Below are 17,245 nucleotides of genomic sequence, written 5' to 3'. Positions count from 1 at the left end.
ATATTAGACCTCTTGCAAAAATAATTAGGACGGGCAAGATGCCCGTCCCACAAGAAAAAATAACTCTTGTGGGATGGGTCGGAGAGCCCGTCCCATCAATAGATGAAAAGGATTTTTGCAAGAGGTATATTGCCAAGCTGTATCTGGCAACAAAAAAGCTTATAATTAACATTAAAGGTCGCAGCCTGTCAAGAGGTGTGGGAAAATTTATGTGTGTCAACTTAGGGGATATCCTGCACGAAAGCTATAAAATTCTCGCTTTGTTGGGACAGGGAGGGTTTGCTAGAACCTACACGGCTGCACAAATAAACAAACCCAATAATCCTCTGTGCGTTGTTAAGGAAATTCCTTTTCCCTCATCGAACGATCCGCGAGTGTTGTCCATTGCCAGGAAGCGATTTGAAAGGGAAGCTAGCGCTTTGCGCCGTCTGGGGAAAAACTCGCGCATTCCGGAATTATTCGATCGCTTTGAAGCAAACGATTATTTTTACTTGGTTCAAGAATACGTTGAAGGACATCCGCTGAGTCAAGAACTCACGGCGGGCGATCGCTGGAATGAGAAAAAAACCGTTGCCTTGTTGCGGGAAATTCTGGAAATATTAAAATCAGTCCATCAAGAAAATATTATTCACCGGGACATTACCCCTTCTAACTTAATTCGGCGCGAAACAGATAAAAAAATTGTTTTAATTGATTTTGGGGCTGTCAAAGAAATCAGCACTTTTACGGCTAACTCTACAGGTGAAATATTCACGTCGCAGGCGATCGGCACTAGCGGTTATATGCCGGCCGAACAATACAATCCGCAGTCAATGCCGCAACCCTACAACGACATTTATGCCCTCGGAATCATCGCCATCCAAGCTCTCACCGGCCAACGTCCCACCAATCTGCCCCAAGACCCCGAAACTGGTGAAATTGTCTGGGATTACTCGACGCCCGATCGCCCTGCGGTACAAGTTAGCGACAAGCTCAAAAATATTGTCACCAAGATGGTGCGTTTCCACTTTCAAGACCGCTACCAATCTGTGGATGAAGTTTTGCAAGACTTGGATTTGCCGATCGTCGCAGGGCCCGAGTTACCCAAAAATTCGCGGAAGTTGCGATCGGGCTGGCGCTGGCTGCTGTTAGGCGTTGCGGGAATTGCGGCTTGTGGGGCGATCGTACTTTTAATCCCCAGAATTTCCCCGCTAATCCCCAGAATTTCCCCGCAACCAACGCTGCCTGCACTCTCCGCAGATGGTGTAAGTTCTGGCGAAAAACTCCTAGTGCAAACCTCCGCCCTGTGGTCAAAACAAAGGGGAATTAATGAGTTTGCCGACTCAAATTATCCCGAAGCTTTAAAATTGCTCAAACAGTCCTGGCGGGAAGACCGCAGAGATCCAGAAACTTTAATTTACATCAACAATGCTCTGCTGAAGGCAATAAATGCAGAATATTACACGATCGCAATTGTTGTTCCCATCCGCAGAAATCAGGACGGCAGCATCCTCAACGCAAATTTAGCCGAAGAACTGCTGCGCGGCATTGCTCAAGCACAAACCGAAGTTAATTTAGGCTTGGTCGGTGCAAATGAGAACAATAAAGATTTTCCCGGTCAAGGCTTACTCGAACCAAAAGCTATTAAAGGAAAAGGTCTCAAAGTCATCATCGCAGATGACGGAAATATCAAATCCTACGCAGTTAAAAGGGCAAATTATCTGGTCGCTCAGCCCGATATTCTAGCAGTCATCGGACACTACACCAGCGACATGACTGTTGAAACAGTAGATATTTACGATCGAAATAAACTCGTCGCCATTTCTCCGGGAAGCACAACAGAAGAACTGACGCGAAAACGTCGAAAATTTTTCTTTCGGACGGCTCCGACAACTAGCCTAGAAGCTGAAGCTTTAGTAAATCAACTGCTCTTGGTGGGCGAGAAAAAAGTCGCAGTATTTTACAATCCCAACAGTCCGTTTAGCGCTTCTTTGTGGGAAGAATTCAAAAAGCAATTTGAAGCAAAAGGAGGCTCGACTTTTAGAATCAGTAATTATTACGACTTATCTAAAAATAATTTTAACGCCGAAGCAGCAATCAAAGAAGTTGAAAAAGCCGGAAAAACAGCCTTACTTGTCATTCCCGACGGTCAAGTCACCAGTTCCCTGGAAAATGCGATCGAAATGATTAAAGCTAACGGCGATCGCAATTGGATTGTCGGGCCCTGGACGCTGTACGAGCCGAGAACGTTAGAAGTAGCAAAACAGCTAAAGTCTGTTAAAAAACTGGGCATAGCCGTGTTTTGGCATCCGTTAATAAGTTTTGACAAAAAATTTCCGCAAAACGCTGAAAAATTGTGGGGAGGCCCGTTGAATACTCGATCGGCTTTAACCTACGATGCGACTCGGACGCTGATTAAAGCCCTAGAAATGCAGCCGGAACCAAGCCGCGAAGGAATGCAGAAAACTTTAGCCGAGCCAAATTTTAAAGCTGCGGGAGCTACGGGTATAATTGAATTTGACTCGAAGACGGGAAATCGGAAAAATCCTTATAAAGGATTGGTGCATATTGTTCGGTGTTCGAGAGAACAATTTGGCGTTACATTTGTGCCGGTCGAATTTCCCACAGCAGCCGCCGCCGGTTTAAAATGCGATTAAATTAATATCTTGTGCCATTCTCAACAAACCTGTAAAGGCAGGTTTTACCAACCATAATTGCCTAAAATCAATAATCTCATAAACCCGCCCCCGCGCCACGGTAAATCGCTATTGCGACTATCGCGATCGGTGCAACATATCAATTTATTCGATATATTAAACATGGTAAGGTATTTTTATAAAAACCCCTATGACTGTCAATCTCGCTCCCTTCCCCGGTTCTAGTCTCAAACCAGAAGCCCAAAATAGCTCAGCACTCAAACAAGTCTTCCAGACAATAGATGCCTATAGCTGTCCGGGTTCCTATAACTTCCACCTGCACACAGTTAACTCGGACGGGCGATCGCAGTCAGAAAAAGTGATGGAACAAGCGATCGCGATCGGTCTCAAAGGCTTAGCTATTACAGACCACCACAGTACCAAAGGCTACGAACAAGCTCAAATTTGGTTGGATAATTGGAAATTAAACCATCCCAAGAACAACATCGCAGCACCAACTCTATGGACGGGCGCTGAAATTAATGCCGAATTGCTCAACAACGACGTACACATTCTCGGTTACGCCTTCGATCCGCAACATCCGAGTCTTAAACCTTACTTGCGAGGTGATAAAGGTACGGTAGGTAGCGATAATTATCCAGCAGCAAAGGTAATTAATGCTATTCACGAAGCAGGAGGTTTAGCAGTTCTCGCACATCCTTGTCGCTATCGATCGACCGCAGATAAACTTATCCCAGAAGCCGCTCGTCTTGGCATTGACGGCGTAGAAACATACTATGCTTACAATAATCCAAATCCTTGGGAACCAAGCCCCAAACAAACTGCTTTAGTCAAAGATTTAGCAGAAACTCACGGTTTGCTTGGAACTTGTGGAACCGATTCTCACGGTCTCAGTCTTTTAATCAGAATTTAGATAGTACAGATGAATTACTAATGCTGCATAATATTGAGTATCTGTTGCATTTCCTAAAAGCGGTGCGTGACTTTCAAAATTAGCAAGTTGTGAGTCAAATATTTCTCGCTGTCACGCACCCTACAATTACTATCTACCGTTCTGGGAACAACTGACAGGCCCTGTTCGTTGGCTGATTTGCCCAGTCCAAGCGAGAATTCCCAAACCGATCCATCCAACCTTCCAAATAAGCCCGATTAGCCTTTCTTTCCTCTGGATCTGATGTATTCATGGGATGAGGTGCTAAACCGAAAATAGTCGCCGTCGTCACGCAAAACATCGACTTCTGAAAACTCTGGCAAATTTGCACCCGCACATCGTCTTCACCCCGACAACTCGTGCGATAAACTTCGTGCAAATACTCCGGCAAATAATGCCGCATATCTTGCATCAATTGAGTGGGCGGAATCCCTGCGCCTCCGATCGGCAAAGGGTCAGCAAACAAAGCCCCGTAGGCAAATTCTCTTTGTTTTTCTGGGATTTGATGAGCTTGAGCATTGTATGAAACTGTGCCAAAAAACGCAGTTCCCCGAAAGAAAACAGCCTCTACATAAGGCACGGCTACATCTGGTAAAAATGTTAAATTAGCCGCCGCCGGAATGATATCGTAGACTTGAGTGCCAATCTTAACGCTATAGGTGATAGGTAAACTGGCGGCGGATACTAAACCAGCTTTGACAAAATCAACTACATCGGAAATAGATTTAGTTTCCCCTCGATCGTAGGAATCAGATAAGTCCATAAATAAATCGCTCATTACCCGCCAAAACTGACCGAGACCGGTGTAGTAAGCCAGCATTCGCACTTGTTCCGGCAAAAAATCGGGAAAGGTTTTGTTTAGTCCCTGCATGAAAAAGTTGCCTTTCAATTTAGCTGCGATCGCCTTTTCGACCAAACTGTCAAACTGCGGCGAATCTAAATAACTATCCAAACCGCCACCCCCGTGCCAAAGCATTGTTTTCATGCAATACTCAGCATACTCAAAATTTATGCGGTCGTGCGACAAATGGCGCAGCAATTTCGGCAGCGTCACCTCTCCGTTGAAATATTTAAAAAACGGGAAAAGCACTAAAAACTGTTCTTCGGCGATGTAGTTCAGGTTGCGGGAGTAGGCATCTAGAACCACACCGTAACTTTTGAGAACGCCGACAACTTCTACTACATTTTCCGCAGATTCAGGAAGTAAAGCTTTGCCTGATTCCAAGATGTCAATGTATGCGGCTAGGGGATGGGAAGATGGTTTTAATACGGTAGTTTTCATTTTGATTTAACCTTAAATGAAGGAAGGCACGACACGGATTTGAACACGGATACACTGATGAATGGAATAGCTAGGGACACGGCAGTGCGGTGTCCCTACAGCCGTCTGCTGTATTTCATGGGATTGAAAACTGCCATAGGACTAAAGTCCGATGCTACGAACCTAGGTCATATTTTATTTCAAGTTTTGAGCGATCGCTTTAACTTGCGGTGGTACATTAGCTACCAGCCCGATCGCAGTTTTCTCGCTCAAGCCAATTAAAACTCCCGGTTGCACTCCCATGATTGCGATAATTACTGCTAAAATCAGCGAAGGAATGCGATCGGCCCAGCGGACTTGCGGCAAATTTACCACCAAATCCGAAAGGCGGCCGAAAAAGGCGCGGTTGACCATAATTAAAAAGTAAACTGAAGTTAAACCAGTGCCGATCATGCAGAGCAAAGTTTGCACGGGAAACACTGGCAAACTGCCCCGAAATATCAAAAATTCGGCAATAAATCCAGCTAAACCCGGAATGCCGGCACTAGCCATCACGCCGAGGATCATTAAACTGCCAATCATCGGCAAACCGCGATCGGGATTGAACAAACCTTTGAGCACATCGATGTTGCGGGTGCCGGATTTTTTGTAAACAATGCCGACGGTTAAGAATAGCAGCGCCGAAATTAAACCGTGGCTAACCATTTGCAAGACAGTTCCCAAGAGACTAATCGGAGTAGCTGCGGCGCTAGCTAACAAAATGTAGCCCATGTGAGCGATCGAACTGTAAGCTACAATTTTTTTCATATCTTTTTGGGCGATCGCGCAACTCGCCCCGTAAAGCACGCTTACCACCGCCCAACTCGCCAACCAAGGCCCCGCCACCGCCCACGCATCGGGAAACAAACCCAAACCAAAGCGCAGCATCCCGTAAGTTCCCAGCTTCAAAAGCACCCCCGCCAGCAGCACGGAAACCGGCGTCGAAGCTTCTACGTGAGCATCCGGCAGCCAAGTATGAAAAGGTACCAAAGGAATCTTAATGCCAAAAGCCAGCAACACAAGAGCCAGCAAAACAATTTGCCTTACCAAAGGCAATGGCAATCCTCCTTGCAAATGCGATGCGCCCGCTGCACCAACCATATCGAAACTAGAAGCACCGCTAAGCCAACCAGTGCCCAAGAAAGCAGCCAGCAGCACAATCCCCGAAAATGCAGTATAGATTAAAAACTTAGTAGCAGCATAACCCCGGCGCTCGCCTCCCCAAATCGCAATTAACAGGTAAAGCGGAATCAGTTCTACCTCAAAAAACAGGAAAAATAGCAGCAGATTTTGAGATAAAAAAGCCCCCGTTACGCCGCCGGTAATTAACAGCATCAAAGAATAGTAAAGTCGAGGTCTGCGGATCGACTCATCCGTAGCGTAAATAGCTACCCCTGTCAGCAGAGTATTTAAAATTACCAAAGGCAGAGACAAACCATCAACGCCGAGATTGTAATTCAATCCCAAAACATCTATCCAAGGAATAAATTCCGAAAACTGCAACTGACTGGTACTGGCATCAAACTGAGCTGCCAAAATTACCGAGAGAATAAAAGTTACGCCCGCAATGGCGATCGCCCCATTCCGAACTATTTTAGAACTCACTGAACCGGGCCAGAACCCAATCAGAGCAGCCGCCAACATTGGTATCCAGATTAAAGCACTGAGCATCAATTAAAACTTTCCTTTACTACAGATTTTTAAACTATATTTAACATTAACGCAAAGCAACTAAATATAAAAGCGATCGGCTCATTTTTTTTGTTAACATAGCTTCAGATGTATTTGGAACCGTCTCATGACCTCAAGTCTTACAGAAAGTCTCGCAGACCGGGAAGATTTGCAAATTCGATCGACCTATCCTTCCACCCGCCTAACAGTTGCCGACTTGGAACAAGTGCAAGGTATACTCTGCCAAGCACATCTAGACTACCAATTAGAACTCGTAGACGGGAAGATTATCCTTATGGGCCCATCAGACATTGTATCGAGCGAAATAGGAGCAGAGTTTGGCAGTCTTTTACTAAACTGGGTCAAACCTCGCAAACTCGGACGAGTATTTGAATCTAGCGGCGGGTTTATCCTCCCCAATTCCGATCTGAGAACACCCGATGTTTCGTTTGTGACAGCCTCGCGCCTCAAACAAAGTAAAAGGTATTTTGCCGAACTCGTTCCCGACTTAGTTGGAGAAATCAAATCTCAGTTTGATCGCGTCAAACCCCTGCGAGAAAAAATTTTATCATTTATCGAACTCGGAGCCAAAGTAGGAATATTAATCGACCCGGACGATCGCACAGTAACAATTTACACTCCGACAGCCGAGCCAGTTGTATTGAGAGATGGCGACACGATTTCAATTCCCGAAGTTTTGCCCGGTTGGGAAGTTCCGGTAGCCGAATTGTGGCCGATCGAGTTTGAGTAAAATTAGATAAAAAAGCAGACCAACCCAGAATAAAATCATCTGCGTTCATCTGCGTTCATCTGCGGTTTAAAATTGAATAAAATTAGATCGAAAGCAGACAAACCCAGCATAAATTTATCTGCCAACCACTGCGGTTTAAAACTGCCAAATAATCAACGCCAGCAACACCGCAACCCCCCCCACAATAGTCAACACATAAAACTGCGACTGACCGGTGCCGCTGTACTTCAACCCTTCACCGCTGAAAATTGTGGCAAAACCGAACAAATTCACCGCCCCGTCCACCACATACTTGTCAGTCCAAGCGCTGATTTTAGAAATAGAAGCTACAGCCCAAACGACAGTCAAGCGGTAAACTCGATCGATATAAAAATCGTAAGCAAACAAATCCTGTACCGCCGGAATTGGCAGCCGTACCGGTCGAGGTAAAACCCCGTACCAATAAATCGCTACCCCAACCGCAACGCCGATCAAGCCAGATAACAGCAACAGCGGTGTACTCAGCGTCTTCAACAGCAAGTTTAAAGCATCAAAATCCCCCGTTTCCGCCCAAGGCCCAGTCCAACTAATTAACAATTGCCACTCCTGCAACATCCAAGGCACCAACAGCCCCATCACCGTCAAAATTACCATCGGCAAAGCCATCGGCCAACCAACTTCTGGAGCTCTGCGAGTTTTCGGCTGCGGTTTTCCCACAAAGACTAAACCGAATATGCGAGTTAAATTTAGCGCTGTCAAACCGTTAACCAAAAGCAACACAATTACCAACCACAAAGGCACCGTCCAAAAACCGTTGAGCCAGCGCCGCATCACCCAAAAGTTGCCCGTAGGCAATAGCGCTACCATCCCCGCAGCGCCTACTAAATAAGCCGTAGTCGTGGCAGGCATCTTCGACCACAACCCACCCATTTCTGTTAAATCTTGAGTGTTAGTTGTCGTAATAATTGACCCTGCGCTCATGAATAATAGGCCCTTGGCGATCGAGTGCGCGAACAGCAGCAGCAAAGCAATGTCAACTTGATTGAGCCCCACGGCGATAAACACTAAACCCAAAGAAGCGCTGGTAGAATGCGATAGTGCTCTTTTGAGGTCGATTTGGGCGATCGCCACCAAGGAAGCCCCAACAGCAGTCACCGCACCCAAAACCACCAGCACCCCATCTGCGATCGGCGACAGCGCTAAAACAGGCTGAAGTTTGATCAAAACATATGCCCCACCGCCCACAACAACTGTATTCCGCATAATCGAAGCTGGGTTGGGCCCTTCCATCGCCTCGTCGAGCCACAAATGGAACGGAAATTGAGCGCACTTGGCTGTAGGTGCGGCAATTAAAGCCAAACCTAAAAGAGTCGCCACTACAGGAGACAAAGTTGCAGTTTCCGCCCATTTTTCCAAATCGGAAAAATTCAAACTTCCCGCTAAAGTTGAAAGCGTCACTACTCCCATCAGCAGCGGCACGTCTCCTACACGCTTTGTTAAAAACGCATCGCGAGCCGCTGTTACTACCAGCGGTTGAGCGTACCAAAACCCGACTAGCAAATAAGTTGAAAGCGTCAGCATTTCCAACAAAGCGTAAGTTAGAAGCAGCGAGTCGCTAATGGCAATGCCGCTAATTGCCGCTTCAAAAAAACCGAGCAGCCCAAAAAATCGAGCTAGCGCCCAGTCTTTTTCCATGTAGCCGAGAGCGTAAATTTGCGCTAGCAAACTTAGAACTGTAACTAACTCCATTGCTCCGACGCTGATGGTGGAGATTTCTATTGCAAAAGACAAATCTAAATCTGCTGCTTGCACCCAGTGCACGAGCAACTGTTGGGGCGGTCGATCCCAAGTCGCTGTAAAAATAACTGACCCGTGTATGAAAGCCAACACGCTCATCAGCAAATTGAAGTAAGCCGCCGGTCTCGGGCCTGTTCTGCGAACGGTTCCCGTAGACCACGGCAAAGTTAATATTGCGCCAATTAAGCCATATAAAGGCACCCACCAACAGGTTTGGAGGAGAAATTCAGTCATTTAATTTATCCCTTAAAATTCAAATTACCGGCTGCCTTTATACAAAAGCAGTCCCGTGCGATCGCGCGATACCCTAAAACTTTGACTAAACTCGATCGTACAGTTCTGGCAAAATAATTTGCATCCAAAATTAACTATACATTAAAGCATCAATAATGAGAATTATCTCAATACAAAAAAACGCTAGTTTTCAGACTCGGCACTCAAAGAAAAAAACGCCCGCAGAACGGCCGACACTGCCTTTTTGCCCGTTTCCCCGCGATCCCCTTTTTGAAATCCCCAAGTTTCGCGACACTCAGAAGCGCCGCCTTTACTTACCGAACTGTACTTTAAAGGTATTTTTACTTACTCCACTCCCCGATCGCCCCTGGTATCTACTCCTCTCAATATTAAGTTTATTAAATAAATATTAAATTATTTTAAGTAACATAAAAAATTTTAATTTTTGTTATTAAACATTATGATGTTAGTTTATATTGTCAAGGTGGACAGCTTCGCCTATTCTTAAAGTATAGGAAGCTTTACACTGCATTACTAAATAATGTGGGCCTCCCCGTCCAAATTTTTAGATTTCTCAAAGATTTGTAACGGTAATTTCACTAATCCTCAAGGAGATTCAAAAATGTCAATTGCCGTGGGAATGATTGAGACAAAAGGTTTTCCCGCTGTTGTGGAAGCTGCCGACGCTATGGTCAAAGCTGCTCGCGTTACCCTCGTGGGCTATGAAAAAATCGGCAGCGCCCGCGTCACCGTAATTGTGCGCGGCAACGTGTCGGAAGTCCAAGCCTCAGTAGCAGCAGGAGTGGAATCTGTCAAGCGGGTGAACGGCGGAGAAGTCGTATCTACCCACATCATCGCTCGTCCCCACGAAAACCTAGAATACGTTCTGCCGATTCGATATACAGAAGCAGTAGAACAGTTCCGAGGCTACTAATTTCTTAGCGCACAAAAATTTCCTTAAAAGAAAATTTGTGCGATCGTCCAAAATTAACTGTTTAGTTCCCCAAATATTCAATTAGGAGTAAAACCAATGGCAATTGCAGTTGGCATGATCGAAACCCTAGGCTTCCCCGCAGTGGTAGAAGCTGCTGACGCGATGGTCAAAGCAGCCCGCGTCACCTTGGTAGGCTACGAAAAAATCGGTAGCGCTCGGGTTACGGTCATTGTAAGAGGAGATGTCTCGGAAGTGCAAGCTTCTGTCGCCGCTGGAGTAGAGTCGGTGAAGCGGGTTAACGGCGGACAAGTGATGTCCACCCACATTATCGCTCGCCCTCACGAAAACTTGGAGTACGTGCTGCCGATTCGCTACACCGAAGCTGTAGAACAGTTCCGCGAAGGCGTGAGCGGCATTCGCCCCCTCAACAGATCGTAAGAGTAGCGATTCCCTACGGGATAGCTTCGCTTCACGGCTGTTAGGGGCGTTTGGTAATTAAAAATTAAAAATTAAAAATTAAAAAGCGCGATGTTTTTGATTTAGCATTTTTAATTTTTAATTGAGGTGGGCATGGGATATTGGTTATTAGTCATTAGTCATTAGTCATTAGTCATTAGTCATTAGTCATTAGTCATTAGTCATTAGTCATTAGTCATTAGTAACTAGACGACTAACTCTCAACTGCCGACAGCGGACTGAGCAAAGCTAATAAAAAAGACAAGTGACAGTGTGAAAATGACAATTACCAATTACCTATTACCTATTACCTATTACCTAAAATGCAAATGGCCAAAGTTCTCGGCACAGTTGTCAGTACCCAAAAAGAGCCGACGCTGAGAGGATCGAAATTTCTACTGCTGCAATTCATCGATGAGGAAGGTTCCCCAGTTCCCGGCTATGAGGTAGCCGCTGACTGTGTGGGCGCTGGTATCGATGAATGGGTTTTAGTGACCCGAGGCAGCGCAGCCCGGATCGCGCCCGGGAGCGAAAACCGTCCGATCGATGCTCTGGTAGTAGGCATTATAGATACTGTCAATGTAGAAAACCGCCTCATTTACAGTAAAAAAGACGACCCGTACCGCTAGTTGACAGTTGACAGTTGGCAGTTGACAGTTGGCAGTTGACAGTTGGCAGTTGGCAGTTGGCAGTTGGCAGTTGGCAGTTGGCAGTTGGCAGTGAACAGCTAACAGTGAACAGTTGACAGTGAAAAGTGAACAGCTAACAGTGAACAACTAATAGTGAACAACTAACAACTAACAACTAACAAAAAAAATTTTCAGCTTAGGAGAACTTAATTTATGGCAGTCCGCAACCTTGCGGCTCCCCCGACGCCTTGGTCGAAAAACTTGGCTGAGCCAAAAATTCACGATACCGCCTTCGTACATTCCTTTTCTAACATTATTGGGGACGTGCAGATCGGTTCTAATGTGATGATTGCCCCCGGGACATCTATCCGCGCCGATGAAGGCACTCCTTTTTATATCGGAGAAGGAAGCAACATTCAAGACGGAGTAGTGATTCACGGCCTAGAACAAGGTCGAGTCACAGGAGACGACAGCAAGTCCTATTCTGTGTGGGTGGGGAAAAATACTTCCCTCACCCACATGAGTTTAATTCACGGCCCGGCCTACGTGGGCGACGAGTGCTTTATCGGCTTTCGCTCTACGGTGTTCAATGCCAGAGTGGGCAACGGCTGCATAGTCATGATGCACGTACTAATTAAAGATGTGGAGATTCCCCCCGGTAAGTACGTACCTTCGGGAGCCATCATCACTAATCAGAAGCAAGCCGATCGCTTGCCTGACGTTCTAGATTCTGACGTTCAATTTGCGACCCATGTCATCGGCATCAATGACGCTCTGAGAACGGGTTATCGCTGCGCTGAGAACATCGCCTGTCTAGCACCAATTCGCAACGAGCAAACTAAAAACCCAAATATGACTCAAACCAAATATTCTACCCATGCCGGCACCCAATTGAGTCCAACTCTTGCCGATAGCATCCGCAATTTACTAGCCCAAGGATACAGCGTGGGAGCCGAACACGCCGACGCGCGCCGCTTCCGTACCGGTTCTTGGCGCACTTGCGGCCCGATTTCCTCAACCCGCGACTCAGAAGTGATCGCGGCTTTGTCAGCTTGCATGGCCCAACACCAAGGAGAATACGTCCGCTTGATCGGGATTGACACCAAAGCCAAGCGCCGCGTACTAGAAGAAATCGTCCAAAGACCCGGAGACAACGGCTCTAACGGTTCTAACGGCGCGACAACTCACAAATTTAACGGTAAAGTTGCACAAGCTTCCAACCACAATAGCGGTTCCGTGTCAAGCGGGAAATTGAGTGCCGAAACAGTGGCTCAGGTTCGCGGCTTGCTAGCTCAAGGCTACAAAATTGGCACGGAACACGCCGACGCGCGCCGCTTCCGCACCAGTTCTTGGCAAAGCGGGGCTTCGCTGCAAGTCAGAAACGAATCTGAGGCGATCGCCGCTTTGGAAGCTGTAATGAACGAGTACCCGGGCGAGTACGTGCGCTTGATCGGGATTGACCCGAAAGCTAAGCGACGCATAGTTGAAGAAATTATTCAGCGTCCCGACGGCCCGGTTGCTCAATCGGCTAAGCCGGCTGCAACATCTAAGCCGGCGGCAACATCGGGATACAAAGCAGCTTCGACTGGTTCGGCGAGCAGCGGAAGTTTGACCGGCAAGACGATCGACCAAATCCGCAACCTGCTTTCCCAAGGCTACAAAATTGGCACGGAACACGCCGACGCGCGCCGTTTCCGCACCGGTTCTTGGAGCAGTTGCGCGTCGATCGCATCCAACCGCGAATCCGAAGTGATTTCTGCCCTCGAAAGCTGTCTCAAAGAACACAGCGGCGAGTACGTCCGCTTGCTCGGCATCGACTCCAAAGCCAAGCGCCGGGTACTCGAAGAGATTATCCAACGACCTTAAGAAGCTAGGTAATTAGCTTGTTTCTCCCGTTAAGCCCTCGCGCTGGGCTGACGGGAGATCCGCTCTTCGGAGTGAAGTTGGATTTGAGATGGTTAAATAGTTCGATCGATAACTATTGCTCAGAATTAGGCATTTTATCTATCAATATTACAGTGGAAAGTATCGGCGTAAAATCTAAAATCATAAATCTAAAATGGTTAAGTTGAATGTATCTATCGCCACTGCAATTAAGTAGCAACTCTCAGATTTGGATGAGTGGCGATGTAGTTGTGAATGAGGGTGCGGCGATCGCCCCAGGAGTCATCCTGCAAGCAGATCCGGGTAGCCGGATATCGATCGCCCCCGGTGCCTGTATCGGTATGGGAGTTATCATTCACGCCCGTGAAGGTAATCTGGACATCGGGGCAGGCGTTATTCTGGGTGCAGGGGTGCTGGTGGTAGGTGCGGGGACGATCGGGGCAAATGCCTGCATAGGCGCCGGGACGACGCTGATCGATCCTTGTATCGCTCAAATGCAAATTTTGCCAGCCGGTTCTCTCATCGGAGATAGCAGCCGCCAAGCCGCCGCAGAAGCAACCGCAGCAGCGCCAACAGCAGCGCCAACATCACCAGAAACCCCCGAAGCCACTACGCCACCAGTCGATCGACCGATCGAGCCGCCAGAACCCCCCGAAACACAGCCTCAAACGGCGCCGGAGACTCCCGAAGCAGTGCCAGAATCCAGCGCAGAGCAACCCCCCCAACCTGGGGAAACGCCAACTATTCTGTACGGCCAAGCTCACATCAATCGGCTGTTGGGAACGCTGTTTCCGCACCGACAAGCTTTTAATCGATCGGAGGAAAACGGTCAAACTCTATCGGGCGGTTCCGGGTAGCCGTCATTTCGCCAAAAGCCAGCTATGCTGAAGGCAGAACGATCAAATATAAATAGGTAATCTCATATTATTGGTAGCTCAGCAATTTGTCAGGCCTTGCAGCAGCAATCAGTGTCTTGTAGCTCGTGCAGTCTGTCTTCTCATCTGAGAAACTATAAACTATCAACAAATTTTTATTTTGGGAAGTTTCTAAAGGTAAGAGAAGATGGACGGACAAACGGATCGTAACAGTCACGAAGAGCGATCGCAGCGCCAGGAATACTTCAAAGACACTGCTTTGGGCTTGGTATCGACCAAGAGTTTTCCGGCAATTGTCGGGACTGCTGACATGATGCTGAAGTCGGCAGGGGTGATTTTGGTAGGATACGAAAAAATTGGTTCCGGTCACTGTACGGCGATCGTCCGGGGCAGAATTTCGGATGTGCGTTTGGCTGTGGAAGCTGGAGCTCAGACTGCCGAACAGTTCGGGCAGTTTGTTTCTAAGTTGGTGATTGCTAGACCTTTGGCTAATTTGGAAGTGGTTTTGCCGATCGGCTTTCGGCTGACTGAACTTTCCGAAAGCGGCAGTTATTCTCGGCTGAGCAATCAGGCGATCGGTTTGCTCGAAACGCGGGGATTTCCGGCAATGGTCGGCGCTTGCGATGCTATGCTCAAATCCGCAGACGTACACTTGGCCGCCTACGAGAAAATTGGCGCCGGTTTGTGCACGGCAATTATTCGCGGTGCAGTTGCAGATGTAGCAGTAGCGGTAGAAGCGGGGATGTACGAAGCTGAGCGCATTGGCGAGTTGAACGCGGTGATGGTAATTCCGAGGCCTTTGGAAGATTTGGAACAAACTTTACCGCTGGCGAGTTGCTGGATCGAGCACCGTAAACCTGTGATGATGCCCGTCTCGGTTAAGGAAAAGGAACAAGAATTGATCGAACTTCCAGATTTGGAGAAATTGACTGTTTATGTGGAAGAGGAAGTCAATCGGTAATTGGTAATCGTTAATTGGTAATCGTTGGGCTGTATGTTACTGCATAGAGCTAGTAAGGTGCTTGTGGTATTATACATATAGAGTTTCTGAACAAATCATGACATTGTTTGCAACTCTTGGTGATATTAAATAGCGGACAATATCATGCACTTTAAGTTTTCACCAAGCATCCTCAACCGTCTGGGGGAGGAACTGATTCCTAACCCGGATCAAGGTATTATCGAGTTAGTTAAGAATGCTTATGATGCTGATGCTACAAAATGCACGGTAGAGCTTATCAATACTAACCATACAGGTGGTTCCATAATTATTTCAGATAACGGCACTGGTATGGATACCGATGCCATTAGTGAGGGATGGTTGGTACTGGGTCGCTCAAAAAAAGCAGCCCGCGAGCCAACACTGCTGGGACGTTTACCTGTTGGCGATAAAGGATTAGGCAGGCTAGCTGCTTTGCGGCAAGGTTCTCAAGTTAACCTAAAAACCCGACCTAAAAATGAGCCGGGAGTTGAGTACAGTCTCATAATTAACTGGGATATTTTTGAAGGCGCTGATGTCGTAGAAGATGTCTATTTTGATGCTCAAAAAAATCCTACTGAAAAAAGTCAAGGAACTGATATTATAATTCACCACTTAAAAGTTAAGTTGGAAAGACTTGAGATTAAAAGACTGGCAAGAGAACTTTTACTTTTAGCCGATCCATTTGATAACAGTGTCGCTTTCCGTCCTCGGCTGATAGCTCCGGGATTTTCTGACCTAGAAAAAAAAGTAAATGAGGCTTACTTTGAGGCGGCTGAATATCACTTAAAAGCTAGTTTGAATGCGAAGGGAACTGCTGAAGCGACGTTGTTAGATTGGAAGGGAGACTTAATTTTTAGCGCCGATCATGAAAATATTTCTCGAAATCCCTCTAAAGAACCATACAGAAGTGTTCCAGCGGAATTTGAGATGTGGGTTTTTCTGCTAAATCCTCAAAATTTCTCAGCCAAAAAAGTTTCTTCCGCAGAAGTCAGAAGTTGGCTGACTGAGGTAGGAGGTGTTCATCTTTACCACCGAGGTTTGCGGGTCAAGCCTTACGGCGATCGCGCTGATGATTGGCTCAATATAAATTTAGCACGGGCTAGGAACCCTGAAGTGCGTCCTTCTACAAGCACGGTTATTGGTAGGGTAATTGCGATCGATCCTGATGACTCCCTAATTCAAAAAACCGATCGGCTCGGTTTCATTGAGAATGAAGCTTTTTTAGAGCTGAGACGCTTTGCTATCGATGTGTTGGAATGGATAGCTAAAGAGCGGTTGAAAGAAACAGAAAAGAAACGAGAGGACATCAAGCAAGAATCTAGTCAAGATGTTCAGGATGTCAAAATACGTCTTGAAAAAGCGATCGAAGAAGCAGTACCGCAAGAAAATCGGGCGATCGTGCGGAATGTAGTTAAAGAGTATGAAACGGCAAAAGAGCGAGAAATAAAAGCATTGCGCGATGACCTTCAGCTCTATCGCAGTTTGGCAACAGCGGGAACAACGGCAGCAGTTTTTGCTCACGAATCTAGTAAACCTGTCACTCTGATCGAGAAAATAGCTAAGAGAATAGAAAGTAAAGGAAAACAACTACTGAGTGACGAGGCATATATAAAGTCTCTGAAAGAACCTGTAGAAATGCTTTATCGAGTCAGTAGTTCTTGGAAGCGTTTTGCTAATTTTCCGCTGCATTTATTAAAACGAGAAAAGCGTCGCTCTGGTGTAGTAGATGTCCACAGTGTTATTGACGATACAGTTGAACTGTTCCAACCTTTTTTTAAAGAATCTAAAATAGACATAAAAACAGAAAAAGTTAATCAAATACCCCACATCAGGGGCAGCATTGCTCTGGTAGAAGCCATTCTGACAAATCTGCTGACAAATACTATCAATGCTTTCCAGGTTGAGGGCGCACGCAATCAAGGACGGCAAATAATTATCAGAACTGAAATTTTAGGGAATAACGTCCGGCTAAAAGTCTTAGATAATGGTTTGGGAATCAAGGATATTGAACTAGATGAAATTTGGTTGCCCGGTATCACGACTACACCTGGTGGTACAGGTTTTGGCTTGACAATTGTCAAAGATTCTGTTAAAGATATGAGAGGGAAAGTACGCGCGCTCGCAAATGGCGAATTGGGAGGAGCCGAGTTTGCTGTAGAATTACCGCTTTCTGGAAATTAACTGTG

The 17,245-nt window shown here is 46.6% G+C and carries 13 protein-coding genes; 10 read left to right on the top strand and 3 right to left on the bottom strand.

Annotated features, from left to right (window positions below; genetic code table 11):
• Positions 1-209: 209 nt before the first annotated feature.
• Both QUB70_RS22820 and QUB70_RS22815 read left to right on the top strand, forming a co-directional pair.
• Positions 210-2,636, top strand: coding sequence for a bifunctional serine/threonine-protein kinase/ABC transporter substrate-binding protein (locus QUB70_RS22820; protein ID WP_332983612.1), 2,427 nt, complete (start codon positions 210-212; stop codon positions 2,634-2,636).
• A gap of 190 nt (positions 2,637-2,826) precedes the next feature.
• Positions 2,827-3,549: a PHP domain-containing protein gene (locus tag QUB70_RS22815; RefSeq protein ID WP_332983611.1), complete on the top strand. Its 723-nt coding sequence runs from the start codon at positions 2,827-2,829 to the stop codon at positions 3,547-3,549.
• 133 nt (positions 3,550-3,682) lie between these two features.
• Here the strand turns inward: QUB70_RS22815 and QUB70_RS22810 are convergent, their stop codons facing one another.
• Together QUB70_RS22810 and QUB70_RS22805 are read right to left on the bottom strand one after the other, a co-directional pair.
• Positions 3,683-4,849, bottom strand: coding sequence for a CO2 hydration protein (locus tag QUB70_RS22810; protein ID WP_332983610.1), 1,167 nt, complete (start codon positions 4,847-4,849; stop codon positions 3,683-3,685).
• A 174-nt stretch (positions 4,850-5,023) separates the two neighbouring features.
• Positions 5,024-6,538 (bottom strand): NADH-quinone oxidoreductase subunit M, encoded by a 1,515-nt coding sequence (locus tag QUB70_RS22805; RefSeq protein ID WP_332983609.1) that lies wholly within the window; start codon positions 6,536-6,538, stop codon positions 5,024-5,026.
• Positions 6,539-6,665: 127 nt separating this feature from the next.
• Here QUB70_RS22805 and QUB70_RS22800 point away from each other — a divergent pair, with 127 nt between their 5' ends.
• Positions 6,666-7,289, top strand: coding sequence for a Uma2 family endonuclease (locus tag QUB70_RS22800; RefSeq protein WP_332983608.1), 624 nt, complete (start codon positions 6,666-6,668; stop codon positions 7,287-7,289).
• Positions 7,290-7,424: 135 nt separating this feature from the next.
• Here QUB70_RS22800 and QUB70_RS22795 read toward each other — a convergent pair whose 3' ends face one another.
• Positions 7,425-9,299, bottom strand: a complete 1,875-nt coding sequence (locus QUB70_RS22795; RefSeq protein ID WP_332983607.1) for an NAD(P)H-quinone oxidoreductase subunit F — start codon at positions 9,297-9,299, stop codon at positions 7,425-7,427.
• Between the two features lie 622 nt (positions 9,300-9,921).
• On the opposite strand from QUB70_RS22795, the gene QUB70_RS22790 reads away from it, so the two are divergent.
• The 7 genes from QUB70_RS22790 (at position 9,922) to QUB70_RS22760 (ending at position 17,240) form a co-directional block, all read left to right on the top strand.
• On the top strand, positions 9,922-10,233 hold the full coding sequence (locus QUB70_RS22790) for a carbon dioxide-concentrating mechanism protein CcmK (protein ID WP_006635059.1): 312 nt from the start codon (positions 9,922-9,924) through the stop codon (positions 10,231-10,233).
• A 96-nt stretch (positions 10,234-10,329) separates the two neighbouring features.
• On the top strand, positions 10,330-10,671 hold the full coding sequence (locus QUB70_RS22785; RefSeq protein ID WP_006635058.1) for a carbon dioxide-concentrating mechanism protein CcmK: 342 nt from the start codon (positions 10,330-10,332) through the stop codon (positions 10,669-10,671).
• Positions 10,672-11,012: 341 nt separating this feature from the next.
• Complete coding sequence (locus tag QUB70_RS22780; RefSeq protein ID WP_172186882.1) at positions 11,013-11,318, top strand: EutN/CcmL family microcompartment protein; 306 nt, start codon at positions 11,013-11,015, stop codon at positions 11,316-11,318.
• A 213-nt stretch (positions 11,319-11,531) separates the two neighbouring features.
• Positions 11,532-13,184: a ribulose bisphosphate carboxylase small subunit gene (locus tag QUB70_RS22775; protein ID WP_332983606.1), complete on the top strand. Its 1,653-nt coding sequence runs from the start codon at positions 11,532-11,534 to the stop codon at positions 13,182-13,184.
• 206 nt (positions 13,185-13,390) lie between these two features.
• Positions 13,391-14,059: a carbon dioxide concentrating mechanism protein gene (locus QUB70_RS22770; protein WP_332983605.1), complete on the top strand. Its 669-nt coding sequence runs from the start codon at positions 13,391-13,393 to the stop codon at positions 14,057-14,059.
• Positions 14,060-14,264: 205 nt separating this feature from the next.
• Positions 14,265-15,038 carry a carbon dioxide-concentrating mechanism protein CcmK gene (locus QUB70_RS22765; protein WP_332983603.1) on the top strand — a complete coding sequence of 258 codons (774 nt, stop codon included), beginning with the start codon at positions 14,265-14,267 and terminating at the stop codon, positions 15,036-15,038.
• Positions 15,039-15,182: 144 nt separating this feature from the next.
• Positions 15,183-17,240, top strand: a complete 2,058-nt coding sequence (locus QUB70_RS22760) for an ATP-binding protein (protein WP_332983602.1) — start codon at positions 15,183-15,185, stop codon at positions 17,238-17,240.
• The last annotated feature ends 5 nt before the right edge of the window (positions 17,241-17,245 follow it).

This window comes from Microcoleus sp. A003_D6, assembly GCF_036702825.1.
In the GTDB taxonomy this organism is placed as follows: domain Bacteria; phylum Cyanobacteriota; class Cyanobacteriia; order Cyanobacteriales; family Microcoleaceae; genus Microcoleus.
This window is presented reverse-complemented; position numbering and strand designations above follow the sequence as displayed.